We start from the raw sequence: 17,149 nt of genomic DNA on the forward strand, positions 1-17,149 counted from the left end.
AAAACTAAATTTCTTCCTGCTGCACTAATACCCGATGAATAGGGTCTGTAGCGCTTATTAAGTAGGTTTTCGATGGCAAGTGTTGCTTCGGCTTTTTTACTGATTTTAATTTGATTACTAAGGCTAAGAGTCATCCAGGAAGGAGAGTAGGGCAACCCATCACTGTTTTTAGCATATAAGTAATCCTTCTCTTTCTCGCTATCTGCTAAATTCGCATTGCTAATTTCACTATTGAATTGAAATTGGAGTTTTGAGCTAAAGATTTTTGAATGAAAGTTGAGCGACGAATTTCCAAAAGTTGGAGGAACATGTCGAACCGGACTGCCATCTTTGTATTTGCCTTGGGTCAGGCTAAGATTTGTATGAAGAGAGAATTGTCTGTTTAGTTTCAGGATTGCGTTTATGCTTCCTCCCCATATTTTTGCGTTGTCGGTATTCTGAATGGCTTGAATTGTACTTTCCTCTCCATCGTAAATCATGCTTGTTTCACCGTTGAAGGTAAAATCCTCTCGAACCATAGCATCATCCAAATAGGAGTAGAAGCCATTTAGTTCCACAAATAGTTGGTTCGAAAAGTTTTTGCTTAGGTAAATTTCAAAATTGTAAACTTTTTCAGCTTTCAGGTTTTCATTGGGAACCACAACTTTTCCTGGCTCAGAATCAAACACTTTAGCAATATCATCTACATTTGGAGCTCTGAATCCTGAGGTGGCATTCATTTTAAATAGTATGCCATTTTTCGCCCTATGGGTGATTCCTATGCCTCCGTTTAATGATCCGGTTGACAGATCGATCTTATCGAAAGGAAAAGAATAAAAAGTATCGTCAATTTTCGCATGAAGCCAAAAGTGAGAGTAGCGTATGCCTGTGTTGAGTGTCCAATTGAAACTCAAAATCCATTTTAATTTGGAATAGAAAGCCAAACTTGAATAGTTTGAATTATCTGGATAACGACTTGCTATTTCAGTTTTTTCAAAAGTGTCTATGTTTAAACTACTGCCGTACGAATGGATTTTATTTCGCGTCCATTCACTCCCATAAAATAATTGAATGTTCTCATCTGTTTTTATTTCAGCATCTGCATTTAGAGAGTAAATGTTAAGATTTTCTTCCCTGGTATATTGGCTTGTTTGATCAAATTTACGGTTTATTCGGCTTTCCTGATAATTCTGATAGGCTGATATGATGCGTAAAGAAGTATAAGCAAATGTAGGTTTTGTATGATTAGCTTCTAATGAATGCAATTGGAGTATTTGAGGTCCATACTCCCATTGTGCATATTTGAGCTGATCATCGGAATATTGAATTAATCGATCGTATCGTGGGATATCTGAGCTCGCTGAATACTGAAAATTGTATTGTAAGTCGAATGTCTCTGAGGCTTTGAATCGAACTTTTTGCCCTAGATTTATTTGTGAGTAGGCCGAAAATTTTTGCTCTTCAGGATCAGGATTGCTAATTATTTCATCGACACCATCTTGTCTAATTGCATATTCAGTGCGCAGGTAATCATCTGGTCCGTGTTTTCCCATTTTCAGATCCGAGAAATCGGAATAGCTAATGCTTCCTGCAAAACTTAGTTTTGATTTGCCATAATTGTAGCTGGCATGATTCATAATTTCGTTATTAGCAGAGGAATATCGTGTTTTGTAGTTGAACTTGATATTGGCCTGATCTGAAGTAGATAGGCGTGGTGTAAGAGACTGAAAACTCATCACACCACCAATGGCATCGCTTCCGTAAAGAATGGAACCAGGGCCGAGAATAACCTCTACCGATTCCAGATTGTTAGGATCGATATTGAGAATGTTTTGAAGGTTACCACTTCGATAGATGGCATTGTTCAAGCGAACTCCGTCGAATACAATTAATAGTCTGTTCGCTGCAAAGCCTCTAATCATTGGACTTCCGCCACCCATTTGACTTTTTTGAATGTAAACTTGATTACTTTCCTTTAGTAAATCGGCAGAGGTTTGTGCATAAGATTGTTGGATTTGTTCTTCTTTCAGAAGCAATATTTTCAAGGGTGTTTCATCCATATTTTCTTTCCATTTACTGGCAGAAATAACCACTTCTGAAATTGGAAAAATGGCTGATTGCATGGCGACAGTAAACTCCTTGCTTTGCAATTGTGAGTAGGTTAGCTCTAGGTTTTTGTAGGCTGGATGTTGAAAATAAATCTTTTCATCAGACGAAAATCCGCTAAGTTTTGCTTGTCCTAAATGATTAGAGATTACCGAACTTTTAGAATTAAAAATGTATACATTTTCAATTGGCTGGCGAGTAAGCGAATCTTTTATATATATGCTTTGAGTAAATCCGGTTACAGAATAAAGAAGGGGGATAATGCATGCTAGCAGACGAATCATTCGTAGGTTTTTTTCATGAGTATATTTTGTGCAAAAGTAGGAAAAAGTAAAGGCAAATAGAAAAAGGCATTCATTGAATGCCTTTTTTTCTATCTATAAATTATAAATCTGGAATAATTACTTTTTCCCCCTGGTCAAAAACCAAGTCTTTAGGGATTTTCTCTCTTTGAATTCGATATAGTACTTGGAGAAGTTCGTTGTTAATATAGCCCTTACTATTAATGATTTCATTAGCCGTTTCGTAATCTCCATTCCCCTGTATTTCTATAACCAGCTTGGATAAAGATTCAATGGCCTTTTTCATTTTGTAAAAATTAATTTTGTAGGTCCCACTTTTTGGATTGTATTTAAATGCCTCCTTTTCTTCAAAGTAGTTAAATCGAATCATATTTGCTACTCCTTGGGAATCTGTAATACCAAAGCGAATTGATCTAAAAACATCTGCCATATAAGTAACATAATTATCCATAAGCTCAACATCCGGAATTTCCCGCATCTCGTTTAGTTGTCCTAGAAAAAACATTCGTAGCACATCATTTTTTAATTCATTAATTACGCTGTGATGTTCACGCAAGGCTTCTTTTACACTTCCATTGCCATTTATAGTTTCTTTAGGGCCCAATCCTTCACAGATTTCGTAGAATATGGTATTTAAGAAAAATGATTTGAAAAGAACATTTTTTCTTTGGTTTTCTTCAATCACCAAACTAGAAATTGGCTGAAGAATCTGGTTGAATTTGGCCTGCATTACATTTTTAAAATGCAATTTTCGACTTTCATTGCTAGTTGAACTTCCTATGGGTAGATTTACCCCTATTAATTTATTGCCAGCATTACAGTAACCAGAAGTATACAAAACATCATAAATTACAATATTGGCCGATGTGGAGGGCGTTCCCGCTTTGTATTCATCGGCAACAGGAAGAATTTTTTGCAAATAGGGAACTAGTAATGAATATTTCTCTACGTCTTTGGTCCATTCGGTATTTTTTAACAAAATAAAAGAACCATAGGAATATTTGGTCCAGAGAAAATTGTCTTCGGTGTTCGATATTGGACCAGCAATAAAATCTAAATTCCTATTTTTTAGCTGCATCCACAGTTCATCACTTTTGTCAAAATTATCCGAAAGAAGATCTTCTCCTCGTTGCAATAGATAGGTTTTAAATTTTTCATTATCACACATCTCTGAGGCAATCTTTAAGTTTTCAACAGCTTTGTTTAGGTTGTTTTCATAGGCTTGGTGATAAGGTAAAACTTCAAGAGATCCGTTCGCATTGCGAATTAATGTACTAAATGCACTGTATTTACCATCATTTTGCAATTCAAAGAATTCTTCCTGGTTGATATCCTTCGGATAAAATCCAATTCCTAATGGTCGAGGAGGAAAATCATCGGTGAAAGGTGTAAATCCATCTAAACGATCCCATGGACCATAATTAATCATAGCATATTCTTTCATGTCTGGATCGGTAATCTCTTGTAAAAGTTTTTCTTTATCACCATAGGCTTGCTGCCAGTATATGTCGTCGATGTTCTTGGAAACTTTTATTAGTTGAGAAAGCAGCTTTATTTCATTCGCTGGAAGAAGGCTAAGATCAGCAGAGAGTTTTACTTTGGCATAATTGGCCAATTTACGTTGCATAACAGAATCGTATTTTTCTTTTTGTTCTTCCTGCTTGTTGAATTGACAGGAAAAAACCAATACGATTGATATGATAATACCTATTAAAAATATTGATTTCCGAATCATAATAGCAAGGGTTTGAGGTTAAAATAATGTGATTGCCTGTATGTAATTAGTAAAAATTCCCTAAGTGCTAACTGATCTGTATTCGTGTTATTGCTTAGGATACCGCACTTTATAAGTTACAAAAAAATGATTTGGAAAAAAAATGGAAAATAATATAATTGTTAAGTTATTTGCCTATAAATGAGAATGGTATAATTGTTGAAGTTGCTTCACTTGTAGCCACAATTACTTTCAGTCTGCTCTTTAATTAAAAGAAGCAGACTGAAGGGGAAAATTGATTATGAGTTAGGAATTATTTTTTCTCAGTAGGATACTCAATGCGTGCATGGTAAACGTTAATGAGTGCATTGGTGAAAATTTCTTTTGCCTGATTGACGTTTTTAAAAGTAATGTCGGCATTTTGAAATCGTTTCTCAGCGATCTGTTTGTCGATAATTTTATCAATAAGATTGCGTATGCTTTCTGGTGTTTTTTCTTTTAAGCTGCGCGATGATGCCTCTATAGAATCAGCCATCATAAGAACGGCAGTTTCTTTGGTGAATGGATCTGGACCAGGATAGGTGAATTTTTCTTCATCGATTTCCTTATCAGGATACTTGTTTTTAAATGATGTATAGAAATATTGAACCTTTCCGGCTCCATGGTGGGTCTCAATAAAATCAATGATTAATTGAGGTAGCTTATGCTTTTTTGCAATTTTCACTCCATACTTAACATGATCTGTAATAATTTGAGCACTTTTATCAAAATCCAATTGATCATGAGGGTTTGATTTACCAAGTTGATTTTCAATAAAATAACCTGGATTTTTCATTTTGCCGATATCATGATACAAGGCTCCAGTCCGAACTAGTAGCGGATTACCTCCAATTTGATTGATAGCAGCTTCGGCTAAATTGGCTACCTGCAAACAATGTTGAAAAGTACCTGGTGATTGGCGCAAAAGTTCTCGAAGTAATGGATGATTCTGATTGGATAGTTCAATTAATGTTACATCGGATAAAAATCCAAAAAGTTTTTCGAAAATATAAATTAACGAGTAGGAGAATGTAAGTAGTAAGCCATTGATAGAGAACCACATGAAGTTTTTCCATTCAATTTCAGCAATATTTCCTTCCTGAGTAATAGCAAAGGCAAAATAGACAATACTATAGGTGAAAAGGGTTACGATTCCGGTAATAACAAGTTGTCCCCTGCGCTCGAGTCTGGGAAGACTATAAATAGCCATAATTCCTGCTGTAAGCTGAAGAAATATGAATTCAAATTTATTGGGGGCTAAATATCCTGTGAGTAAGATGGTAACAATAAATACGAAAAGAGCCGTTCTGCTGTCCATTAAAGTTCGAACCACAATGGTAATAAGCGCAAAGGGAATAATGTAAATGTTAATGGTTGGGAATTGCAGTACCAATGTGGTAAGTGCAACATATAGCACAACAAGAGATAAGATGAATAGCAACTTTTTATTGTCGTGCAATATTTGTTTCCTAAAGTTTCTTAGGTAAAGAAAAAGAAGCACAATGCAGGAAATAATTAGCATGCACTGTCCACAAATAATCAGATAATGACTCTTGGAGGAACCCAAAATACTTTCATAATCTTTTTTTAGCGATTCTAATACCAGGAAGGTGTGATCATCAATAATATCTCCCACAAGAACAATTCGGGTTCCAGCATCAACAATACCTTTCGAATTAGAAACCATGGATAACATATTTGCTTTAACTTCTTCTGATATGCTGGCTTCATAAAATAAATTGACTTGCAAGTAGGAATCTATATTCAAATCTTGGATAAATTCCTGATAAGCTGAGGAAGGAAAGTCGCTCTGTATTTTTGCGGATAGAAATTGATAAGCACTTTTGGGCGTATAAATCAAATTGGCAGCAACAATTTGATTTAAGTTGTTTACTGATTTATTGATAAAATCAAGTTTAGAAAAGTCCAATTCTTTCTTATCATTTTCCAAATTGGCGATGCCCGTTTCGTAGATTTTCTTGAGATTAGTCAGCAGATATTCTTTAAATTGTAGGTAGTCTTCCTCCAAGCTTTGTTTCGAATATTTTTGTTTTTTGTAGGAATCAGATTTTGAGAATTTTTGCCATTTACGATTTAAATCGGAATTTAGTTTGTTAGTGTTTTTGGTCAATACCGAAGTGTCAATTTTATAAAAAGGATAGAATTCTTTTAAAATACTATCTTTCTCATGGGCAATTTCGCTTTCTGTTTTTAAAATAGAAAAATCAAAAGGAGCAATTAAAGTTTCGTGCATCCAGGGCTTTCCTTTTTGATATTCATATTTAAAGTTACCAATATTCGGAAACAGTAGAGTGATGAGAATAATGGACATTGATGTAATCAGAAACCTATAAATGTTATTTATATTCTGACGAATCCACCTGAAGTATTTGCTCATTTCAATATGTGATTTAGGTAGGCTTTATGTACTGTTATTTTTTAACCAAAAGTAAACTATTATTTTGTGCTTGAAAACAAATCATCATTTCTTTCTAGATGACCTATTTTATTGGCAATTTTGCAAAAGCAAATGTAAAAACATAATTTATTTCTTTATATTTGATTTTCACCCTAAAAATAGAAGCATAGATGAATTACGGAATTTCCGACCTTAGTATTATTCCTGTTCGAAATGAACCTGCTGAAAAAAGTGAAATGGTAACTCAATTATTGTTTGGGGAACATTGTAAGATTTTGGAACAGAATGACAATTGGTCAAAAATCAGCTTAGCTTTTGATGACTACGAAGGATGGGTGGATACCAAAATGTTAACAGAAATTGATGAGGATCTTTTTAATGTTCTGAATCAGGAACTTCAAGTGGTAGCTAATGATACCTTTAACTTGGTTTATCAAAAGCAAGATTACACGAACAAATTAATTGTTCCTGGAAGTTCATTTCCTTTTTGTGATGAGGATAAAAAGTCCTTTAAGATTGCTGATAAAACCTATTTTTATCAAGGGAAAGTCTCTAAAAATTCTGTGAATGATCATTTGCGTGATTCTCTGATTGAGAGTGCTTTAAAATATTTTAATTCGCCTTATCTGTGGGGAGGAAGAACTCCTTATGGTATTGATTGTTCTGGTTTAACGCAAATTGTATATAAATTGAATGGTATTGTTTTGCCTCGAGATGCTAGCCAGCAAGTTTTATTGGGGGAATCTTTAACTTTTGTGGAGGAAGCTTTGCCGGGAGATTTAGCTTTTTTCGATAATGCCGAAGGAAAAATTACGCATGTTGGAATCATTTGGGATCGACATAAAATTATTCATGCATCGGGTAATGTTCGTATCGACAATGTAGACCACCAGGGAATATTTAATGTGGATAAAAAGAAATATACACATAAGTTAAGAGTGATAAAAAGAATTGTAAATCTGTAAGTATAGTGCTTGCTTTAGCTTCAAATAAAAATGTATACCTACCAATACCCACGACCAGCACTAACTGTCGATTGTGCTATTTTTTGTAAGTGTAACAATAAAGAATATGTTCTCCTAATTCAAAGAGCGAATGCACCTTTCCAAAACAAATGGGCATTTCCAGGTGGTTTTGTGGATATGGATGAAGATCTTGAGGTTGCGGCTTATCGGGAACTGAAGGAGGAAACTGGTTTTTCTGCAATCTCTCTGGAGCAATTTAAAACCTATGGCGCTGTAAATCGCGATCCAAGGGGAAGAACCGTATCGGTTGTTTTTAAGGGAAAAATGCAAGTGGACGAGTTACCCCTTGTAAAGGGCGATGATGATGCTGCACAGGCCGTTTGGCAAGCCATCGATCAGTTGCCACCACTTGCTTTCGATCATGATTTAATCATGCAAGAGATTCTAAATCAACAATAAATTCTTTGCGTTCGATTCCAGGTACGTCAGGCTATCTGGGCCTAAATTAAAGATCAAATCTAAAATACTCAGGTTGGCTATAAAACCGTATTTATCTCCAAATACTTGCGTGTATTTATCGGGAGTAAATAAATTATCTGTTCCCGATTTTTGAGGTTTAGGATGAATAATTTCACGATAATCATCAAAAGAAGGATTGCCAAAATCAATAAAATCAGCTGAGAATTGAATGTTTGGTTCTACTTCCAGAATTTCAAATATTACTTGTTGAATAGCATTATTAAACTCAAGCAAAGATGTCCATTTTTGCTTGAAAAATTGCTCAAAATCATCGATGTAATATTCGTAAAAAGGGGAAGATTTGTAGGCCGCTTCAATGCCTTTCCAATGTAATTTTTGCCAATTGGTATCGTAGGCTATTTGAACATCTTTCGTAAGCACTTTTTTATTGGTAGCCTTAACCACTGGAATTGAAAGAGGTAAAATACCATTTGCTCCGTAAATAGTGCAGCGATTTCGATACGATTGTTTGGAATAGTGCTCCCATTGTTCTACTACAATTTCGGGGTAGTAAACGAGTGCACAGTAATACTCAATAGGTGCAAAATAGGAGGTTGCCAATAAGGCCTTCGAATTTTTCATTGTTAAAGTGAACGGGTTTATAAGTTCCTACAAAAATAGAAAAATATGGAAAAGAAAAAGACACCTGTTGGGGTGTCTTTTGTCCATTTTATTATCATTTACTAGTGAATCCAGTTAAAAACGCGGTCCCATCTAATTTTACCCAAAGCCGTTTTGTCTTTATCCAGAGAAAGCCAAATAAAGGATGCTTTTCCAACAATATGATCTTCGGGAACATAACCCCAGTATCTCGAGTCGGCCGACATGTGACGGTTGTCACCCATCATCCAATAGTAATCCATTTTAAATGTGTAATTGGTGGCAATTTTGCCATTGATATAAATGGCTGAATCCTTAACATTCAAAGCATTCTCCTCATAAGCATTTATGGCTCTTTCGTACAAGGGAAGTGTTTTCAATGTAAGATTTACACTTTGTCCTTTTTTAGGAATTACCAAAGGTCCAAAGTTATCTCTGTTCCAAGGATAGTCATCGCTAAATGGAAAGACACCTTCAGGATTTCCTTTGCTTGAGTTCCGACGAACAATAGAAACTACATTGCCTAACTTTTTCAGAGCTTTCACTTTTTCAAGGCTTAGAGGCAAATTGTATACCGAACCATTGTGATTTTGATCATCCTTAGCAATGTGTAATTCTTCAAGTTTGCGAGGATTGATTGGTGTGCCATTGGTTTGCACTTCGTAATTGAATTGCATGTTTTCAATGGTGATTTGAGGTTTCCCATTGATATACATTTGGCCGTCAATAGACTGGAGTGTGTCACCAGGCATTCCAACACATCGCTTGATGTAATTTTCTTTTTTATCGACAGGCCGGGTTGCTATTTCGGTATTTTGAAATAAGTACTGACGAGCCATGTCGATGTATGCTTTCTCGGGTTGAATAGCTCTTCCTTTTTGCATATCGTCAGCCATAAATTGATCTCCTAATCCTCTCAAATTTGTATAGTAGTCAGGATTTTCTCTGCCGACGATAATAGTGTCTCCAGCAGGGAAATTAAAAACAACTACATCATTTCGTTTCACCTCTGTGTATCCAGCTAATCGTTTGTAGGGCCATTGAATCCACTCCAAATATGATTTTGTTTTTTTTGTAAAAGGCATGGTGTGATGTGCAAATGGAAAGGAGAGTGGTGTATTTGGTATTTTGGGACCATAGGCTGCTTTACTCACAAAAAGATAATCTCCTACTAGTAAAGATTTCTCCATCGACGAAGTGGGTATGGTATATGCTTCAATAAAGAACATACGAATAATCGTTGCTGCCACCACTGCAAAAATAATAGCATCGAGCCATTCAACTGTTGCACTCTGTTTTTTTACGCCTCTTTTTTTCCAAAAAGCCCAGTGTACTTTTTTACTGATATAGACATCAAAAAGGATGGGAAGGCCCAATAGTAGCCAGTAGTTACCGATCCATATGGTCATCAACAAAAAGATGATTAGAGCGAGTGAAAATTTAAACCATTTATTTTTTAGTATGCTTCTCATTCAATGTGTTTTAACTGATTCGGAAATGTTTTTGATAGCTGTTAATTCGCCACTTATAGATTGAGTAAATCTTTCATGCCGAAAAGTCCCCTTTTCCCAGGTATAAATTCTGCAGCCAAAACAGCACCCAATGCAAATCCTTTTCGACTATACGCCATATGCTGAATGGTGATTTCATCTACTTCAGAATGCCAAGTAATTGTGTGTGTACCCGGAACAGCGCCATGGCGCTTGGCAAAAATACTTAAATCTTCTTTCTCATTACTTCGTGCTTCTATCCATTTTTCTTTGGCAGGATGATTTTCAATCACTCCTTCGGCAAGGGTTATAGCGGTTCCACTGGGGGAATCTAGCTTATGGATATGGTGAATTTCTTCCATATCTACATTGTACTCTCTAAAAGGGGCCATCAGTTTAGCTAAGCTTTTGTTGAGCTCGAAAAACAGGTTGACTCCTAAGCTAAAGTTGGAGGCGTAAAAAAAAGCGTTTCCCTGCTTGCATTTTTCTTGTACAAGTTCCATTTTATCTAACCATCCGGTAGTTCCCGATACAACAGGAACCTTAGCTTCGAAGCAGGTCATGTAGTTGGTAAAGGCAGAATTAGGATTGGTGAACTCTATGGCAACATCTATTGCTTTAAGATTTTCTGGATTTAAATCGGATTGATTATCTTGATCAATGATTAATTCTATTTGGTGGCCTCGGCTTAGTGCAATTTGTTCAATTTCTTTGCCCATTTTTCCGTAGCCAATAAGTGCTATTTTCATGTGTGGTTTTTTTGCGGAAGCTATTTTCGCATTCGTTTCACTTCATTGTTAGGTTTCAAAAATAGTAAATACAGTGCATAATAAGCTATCCAAAGAGCATTATTGTCTGATCTGAAAATGCTTTTTCGATAAGTTGTTGTGTGAGCACAGTAAGTATTTGTATTTTGACGGTAAACAAAAAACGGGATTGTAAAAAACAATCCCGTTTAAAAGTAAATAATTTATAGTATTATTTAGCTGTTTGTGCTTTTCCAACAACAGCTTTAAATGCTTCAGGATGATTCATTGCTAAATCAGCCAAAACCTTACGGTTAATTTCGATGTTAGCTTTGTGCATCAAACCGATCAATTGTGAATAAGACAAACCTTCTAGTCTGGCAGCAGCATTAATACGCTGAATCCACAATGCTCTGAAGTTTGATTTCTTCTTTTTTCTATCACGGTATGCATATTGCAAACCTTTTTCCCATGTGTTTTTTGCTACCGTCCAAACGTTAGCTCTTGCACCAAAGTTACCTCTGGTCTCTTTTAAAATCTTTTTTCTTCTAGCTCTTGAAGCTACAGAATTTACTGATCTAGGCATTGTTTTTCTTTTTAGAATGTTAGCGTTCCATTTAAGGACTCTTTATTGGTGCTAAATCATTCGGTTAATAAACTTTAAAAATCAAATACTGATTTTTACAACATGTTAAGCATCAACTTAACATTCTTCTGATCTGCTTTATTTACAGTACCAAAGTAAGTAAGATTTCTCTTTCTTTTGGTGCTCTTTTTAGTCAAGATATGACTTTTAAAAGCGTGCTTTCTTTTGATTTTTCCAGATGCAGTCAAAGTAAATCTTTTCTTTGCGCTGCAATTTGTTTTCATCTTAGGCATTGTACAACTAATTATTGATTATATATAAATTACTCTACTTTTTCTTAGGTGTTATAAACATGGTCATCCGTTTACCTTCCAATCTAGGAAGTTGTTCAACCTTACCCAATTCTTCAAGATCCTGAGCAAATTTTAGTAAAAGAATTTCCCCTTTATCTTTAAAAAGAATAGAACGACCTTTGAAAAAGACATAAGCCTTAACTTTTGATCCTTCGTTAAGAAACTTGATGGCATGCTTTAGTTTAAAGTTGTAATCGTGTTCATCGGTATTTGGTCCGAAACGAATTTCTTTCACTACAACTTTAACGGTTTTAGCCTTCAATTCCTTTTGTTTCTTTTTCTGTTGATAAAGATACTTTTGGTAATCAGAAATTTTACAAACTGGTGGATCAGCATTTGGCGAAATTTCAATCAAGTCTAATCCTTGATCTTCTGCAATCTTTAATGCTTCAGAAATTGAATAAACTCCTGGTTCTACGTTCTCTCCAACAACGCGAACGCTACGAGCTCTAATTAATTTATTAATTTTATGTAGAGCCTCTTGAGGTTTTCTTGGTCCTCTGTTGTTTCTATGGTGAAATCCAGCTATGTCTTGGTCCTCCTGATTAAGTTAGTACTTTTCAATAGAAGACAATTGATCTTCTACTTCCTTATTTATAAAATTTGTAAATTCTTGAATGCTCATAGAACCCATATCACCTTCTCCTTGTCTTCGAACAGAAACAGTCCCTTCGGTAGCTTCTTTTTCACCAACAATGATTAAGTATGGGGTCTTTTTCAACTCGCTATCACGGATCTTACGTCCGATCTTCTCGTTGCGATCATCTAATACGGCGCGAATATCGGAATTATTTAACGAATTTAAAACTTTTTTCGCATAATCATTGTATTTTTCGCTAATTGGCATGATCACAGCTTGTTCTGGGGTAAGCCATAAAGGAAATTTACCTCCTGTGTGTTCAAGTAAAACAGCAACAAATCTTTCCATAGAACCAAATGGTGCTCTGTGAATCATGATTGGTCTATGTTTTTGATTATCACTCCCTACATATTCTAATTCGAAGCGTTCGGGCAGGTTGTAATCCACTTGTATGGTTCCCAATTGCCATTTGCGACCAATGGCATCTTTAATCATGAAATCCAATTTTGGACCATAAAAGGCAGCTTCGCCATATTCAACGACAGTATTTAATCCTTTTTCTTCGGAAGCTTCAATAATTGCTTGTTCTGCTTTGTCCCAATTCTCGTTTGTCCCAATGTATTTTTCATGATTTACCTTGTCGCGCAAAGATATTTGAGCAGTATAGTCTTTGAAATCAAGTGCTTTAAAGATAATAAAGATAATGTCGATTACTTTTTTAAATTCATCTTTCAATTGATCGGGAGTACAAAACAAGTGAGCATCATCCTGAGTGAAACTACGCACACGAGTTAATCCGTGTAATTCACCACTTTGTTCGTAACGATACACGGTGCCAAATTCAGCATATCTAACCGGTAGATCTTTGTAGGAACGAGGTTTGAATTTGTAAATTTCGCAGTGGTGGGGGCAGTTCATCGGTTTTAGCAAATATTCCTCTCCTTCTTGAGGAGTTTGAATTGCCTGAAATGAATCTTCACCATATTTTTCGTAGTGACCCGAAGTTTTGTATAGGTTGATGTTCCCAATATGAGGAGTGATTACCTGTTCGTAACCGAATTTTTTCTGGACACGTTTTAGAAAAGTTTCTAGGCTTTCTCGTAGTTGAGCTCCTTTAGGTAACCATAAAGGCATTCCCTGGCCAACATTTTGCGAGAAGGTAAATAGTTCCATTTCTTTCCCCAGTTTTCTGTGGTCACGTTTTTTCGCTTCTTCCATCATCACCAAATACTCATCTAGGAATTTCTTTTTAGGAAAAGTAATTCCGTATACACGAGTAAGTTGTGGTCTTTTTTCATCGCCACGCCAGTAGGCTCCAGCAATTGAGTTTAATTTGATGGCTTTAATATAGCTCGTGTTAGGCAAGTGAGGTCCACGACATAGATCGGTAAATTCTCCTTGCTTGTAGAAACTGATGGTTCCATCTTCAAGCTCGTTGATTAATTCCAACTTGTATTCTTCATTTTTTTCTTTGAAAAAAGCAATAGCTTCTTCTTTTGAAACATCAGTACGCTTATACTCACTCTTTTTGCGAGCAAGTTCGAGCATCTTTTGTTCAATTTTAGGCAGATCTTTATCTGATAAAACCGTTCCGTCCGCTAAATCAACATCGTAATAAAAACCCATGTCGATAGCTGGACCGATGCCAAATTTCACTCCAGGATACAGTTCTTCGAGTGCCTCAGCCATTAGGTGAGCTGAGCTATGCCAAAATGCATGTTTTCCTTCGGCATCATTCCAGGTGTGTAATTTAATGTTTGCATCCTCGTTTATTGGACGAGAGATATCCCAAATGTTATCATTTACAGTGATGGATAAAACTTCTTTGGCAAGGCTATTGCTTAGACTTCTGGCAATACCAAGGCCAGAAATCCCGGCTTCAAACTCCTTAACTGTCTGATCCGGAAACGTAATTTTTATCATTATAGAATTAATTTTATTCGTTTTTTTAAAATCAATCCACAAAGATATAATTTTATCCCAAATTTACAGGTGGTTTTCTCTGGCAAAATTTATGAAATTGAATGTATTGTATTGGTTTTTGCTTCGGAGATTTGATTGTTTGTGCTTGTGCTGCGGAAGTGAAGGGAAAATTCACTGCTATTAATTGAATGGGTGGAGATGCAAGATTAGGCTTTCATTCTTAATGAATAGTGCTGTAATTTTTCTTTTTTGGAAAAAAAAGTGGAATCTTTGAGAAGTAATAAAAAAAGAGAGACAAACTCTAAATAAATTTGAAATTATGAAGATAAGTAGGCAGATATTTGCTTTGTGCATTTTATTGTGTTTTGGTTTTTCGTCTTTTTCGCAAGCGGGAAGCCAGAAAATTAGTATAGAAGATTTAATGTTGAATGGGACCTTTAACCAGAAATCGGTTTACGGATTGCGCTCGATGAAGGATGGAATTCACTACACAACTTTAGAGGATGAAGGAACAAAAATTGTTAAGTACAGTTATGCTACGGGCAAAGTTGTGGATACCTTGTTGAATTTGAGCAAGATAAAAGATGCAGCCATCAAAAGTATAAATGAGTATGAATTTAGTGCTGATGAGAGTCGTATTTTATTGATGACAAATCCTGAGCGTATTTACCGTCGTTCGTTTACTGCCGATTACTATGTTTTTTCCTTTAAAAATAGCGAATTGCTTGCATTGTCGAAAAACGGTAAACAACGTTTAGCAAGCTTTTCTCCCAATGGAAATCGAATTGCTTTTGTCCGTGATAACAACCTTTTTATTCACAATGTGCTTTTTGGTTCCGAAATTCAGATTACTAAAGATGGGGAGTACAATAAAATTCAAAATGGAACTCCAGATTGGGTGTACGAAGAAGAATTTGAATTCAATAAAGCTTTCGCTTGGTCTCCAGATAGTGAGTTTCTTGCTTACATGAAATTTGATGAGAGTCAGGTGAAAATGTTTAATATGAATAAATTTGAAGGCATGTCCCCACAAAAGGAACAAAATGCTTTGTACCCTGAAAATTATACATATAAATACCCGAAGGCAGGAGAGAAGAATTCTACAGTTCAGGTCTTTGTTTATAATATCGAAGATAGAATTACCAAAAGAATGGATGTGGGAGAGGAGACTGATCAGTACATTCCTCGCATAAAATGGACTCAGGATCCAAAAATGCTTTGTATTTACCGGTTGAACCGTCATCAGAATAAATTGGAATTTTTAATGGCCAATGCCAGAACTGGAAGCTCTAATGTGCTATTTACGCAGGAGAACAAGTATTACATAGAGGAGCAGAATTTTGATTATCTGACTTTTCTTAATAATGGCAAACAATTTATTTTTCTAGACGAGAAAGATGGATTTAATCATTTGTATTTATACGATATGGCAACGGGTAAAGCGGTGCAGCAGATTACCAGTGGTGATTGGGATGTTACTGATTTTATAGGTTTCGACGATGAAAAACAAATCTGCTATTATCAATCTGTTGAGGAATCGCCTATGGATAGGAATGTCTATTCCATCAAGTTGAACGGAACAGGAAAGAAATTGCTCACTCCGGAAAAAGGAACCAATAGGAGTGTTTTTAGTGATGGATTCAAATATTATATTAATTATTTTTCAAGTGTTACGCAGCCTAATACTGTTCGTTTGTACAGTAGCAAAGGTAAAATGATTCGGATTCTGGAAGACAACCAGGATTTGCAGAAGAAGCTAAAAGATTATCTGTATTTGCCCAAAGAATTTACCATGTATCCTGCGGCCGATGGAATGACCATGTTGAATGCCTGGATGATTAAGCCTTTTGATTTTGACCCATCAAAAAAATACCCAGTTGTAATGACTCAATATAGTGGTCCTAATTCACAGGAAGTTACTAATTCCTGGAGTTTCGATTGGTATCAGTATTTGGCTCAGGAAGGCTATATTGTGGTGTGTGTAGATCCAAGAGGAACTGGTGGCAGAGGAGAGGTTTTTAGAAAGTGTACCTACATGCAATTGGGTCGGTTGGAGTCGGATGATCAGGTTTCTGCTGCTCGTGCTTTGGCCAAAGAAAGTTTTGTGGATGCAAGTAGAATTGCTATTTGGGGGTGGAGCTATGGTGGTTTTATGTCTACTTTGTGTTTAGAAAAAGGTAATGATGTGTTTGCAGCTGCCATTGCGGTGGCGCCAGTTACCAATTGGAGGTATTACGATTCAGTTTACACCGAAAGGTTCATGCGAACTCCTCAGGAGAATACAAAAGGCTATGACGATAATTCACCTATTAATCATGTGGATCAGTTGAAAGGCTCTCTTTTGATTTGTCATGGAACAGCCGATGATAATGTTCATATTCAGAACACTTATGAGTTGACAGAGCGAATGGTTCAGGCCAACAAACAATTCGAAATGCAGGTGTATACCAACCGAAATCACAGTATTCGAGGAGGAAACACTCGCTTGCATTTGTACAATCGATTCAATAAATTCTTAAAAGAGAATTTATAGTTATCTGCAGAATGAAATGATATAAAGAGGAAATTATTTTAAATGATTTCCTCTTTTCTTTTCTCCAAATACTCAGTTTTTTAGGCTGGTTTGCTACTTTTTTCTGATATTTTTTCACGAGATTCTCTTGTAGGAATCGTTGGAATATCTATATTTGCATCGCAGAAGTGAAAAGTAAGCTTTTGATTTTATTGCGAGAATAGCTCAGTTGGTAGAGCACAACCTTGCCAAGGTTGGGGTCGCGAGTTCGAGTCTCGTTTCTCGCTCATAAATTACTAATTTATCCTTTGGTTGG

13 protein-coding genes and 1 tRNA gene are annotated in these 17,149 nt (G+C 35.9%); 4 read left to right on the plus strand and 10 right to left on the minus strand.

What is annotated here, in order from left to right; all coding sequences use genetic code 11:
- The 3 genes from ABYT26_RS13415 to ABYT26_RS13425 form a co-directional block, all read right to left on the minus strand.
- A partial coding sequence (locus ABYT26_RS13415; RefSeq protein ID WP_372754731.1) for a TonB-dependent receptor plug domain-containing protein occupies positions 1–2,369 on the minus strand: 2,369 nt, incomplete at its 3' end.
- Positions 2,370–2,469: 100 nt separating this feature from the next.
- The gene (locus ABYT26_RS13420) at positions 2,470–4,122 is read right to left on the minus strand and encodes a Zn-dependent hydrolase (protein ID WP_372754733.1); all 1,653 of its coding nucleotides are present in this window, start codon (positions 4,120–4,122) and stop codon (positions 2,470–2,472) included.
- A gap of 292 nt (positions 4,123–4,414) precedes the next feature.
- Complete coding sequence (locus ABYT26_RS13425) at positions 4,415–6,538, minus strand: HD family phosphohydrolase (protein WP_372754735.1); 2,124 nt, start codon at positions 6,536–6,538, stop codon at positions 4,415–4,417.
- Positions 6,539–6,729: 191 nt separating this feature from the next.
- On the opposite strand from ABYT26_RS13425, the gene ABYT26_RS13430 reads away from it, so the two are divergent.
- A complete protein-coding gene (locus ABYT26_RS13430; protein WP_372754737.1) occupies positions 6,730–7,524 on the plus strand; it encodes an NlpC/P60 family protein in 795 nt (264 codons plus the stop codon).
- Between the two features lie 30 nt (positions 7,525–7,554).
- On the plus strand, positions 7,555–7,983 hold the full coding sequence (locus ABYT26_RS13435) for an NUDIX domain-containing protein (protein WP_372754739.1): 429 nt from the start codon (positions 7,555–7,557) through the stop codon (positions 7,981–7,983).
- Here ABYT26_RS13435 and ABYT26_RS13440 read toward each other — a convergent pair.
- The 7 genes from ABYT26_RS13440 to thrS all read right to left on the minus strand — a co-directional run bounded on the left by ABYT26_RS13440 (position 7,969) and on the right by thrS (position 14,321).
- A complete protein-coding gene (locus ABYT26_RS13440; RefSeq protein WP_372754741.1) occupies positions 7,969–8,625 on the minus strand; it encodes a WbqC family protein in 657 nt (218 codons plus the stop codon). The genes ABYT26_RS13435 and ABYT26_RS13440 overlap by 15 nt on opposite strands.
- Before the next feature lie 101 nt (positions 8,626–8,726).
- A complete protein-coding gene (gene lepB, locus ABYT26_RS13445; protein ID WP_372754743.1) occupies positions 8,727–10,115 on the minus strand; it encodes a signal peptidase I in 1,389 nt (462 codons plus the stop codon).
- Positions 10,116–10,168: 53 nt separating this feature from the next.
- The gene (dapB, locus tag ABYT26_RS13450) at positions 10,169–10,882 is read right to left on the minus strand and encodes a 4-hydroxy-tetrahydrodipicolinate reductase (protein ID WP_372754745.1); all 714 of its coding nucleotides are present in this window, start codon (positions 10,880–10,882) and stop codon (positions 10,169–10,171) included.
- 229 nt (positions 10,883–11,111) lie between these two features.
- A complete protein-coding gene (gene rplT, locus ABYT26_RS13455; protein ID WP_101261379.1) occupies positions 11,112–11,465 on the minus strand; it encodes a 50S ribosomal protein L20 in 354 nt (117 codons plus the stop codon).
- Between the two features lie 95 nt (positions 11,466–11,560).
- Positions 11,561–11,758, minus strand: a complete 198-nt coding sequence (rpmI, locus tag ABYT26_RS13460; protein ID WP_054722596.1) for a 50S ribosomal protein L35 — start codon at positions 11,756–11,758, stop codon at positions 11,561–11,563.
- 34 nt (positions 11,759–11,792) lie between these two features.
- Positions 11,793–12,347 (minus strand): translation initiation factor IF-3, encoded by a 555-nt coding sequence (infC, locus tag ABYT26_RS13465; RefSeq protein ID WP_372754774.1) that lies wholly within the window; start codon positions 12,345–12,347, stop codon positions 11,793–11,795.
- 21 nt (positions 12,348–12,368) lie between these two features.
- Positions 12,369–14,321, minus strand: a complete 1,953-nt coding sequence (thrS, locus tag ABYT26_RS13470) for a threonine--tRNA ligase (RefSeq protein ID WP_372754748.1) — start codon at positions 14,319–14,321, stop codon at positions 12,369–12,371.
- 319 nt (positions 14,322–14,640) lie between these two features.
- Between thrS and ABYT26_RS13475 the strand changes: the two genes are divergently transcribed.
- Positions 14,641–16,854, plus strand: coding sequence for a S9 family peptidase (locus ABYT26_RS13475; protein WP_372754750.1), 2,214 nt, complete (start codon positions 14,641–14,643; stop codon positions 16,852–16,854).
- A 193-nt stretch (positions 16,855–17,047) separates the two neighbouring features.
- Positions 17,048–17,120 (plus strand) — tRNA-Gly (locus ABYT26_RS13480).
- Positions 17,121–17,149 lie beyond the last annotated feature (29 nt).

It is taken from the genome of Labilibaculum sp., assembly GCF_041595635.1.
Taxonomy (GTDB): Bacteria; Bacteroidota; Bacteroidia; order Bacteroidales; family Marinifilaceae; genus Labilibaculum.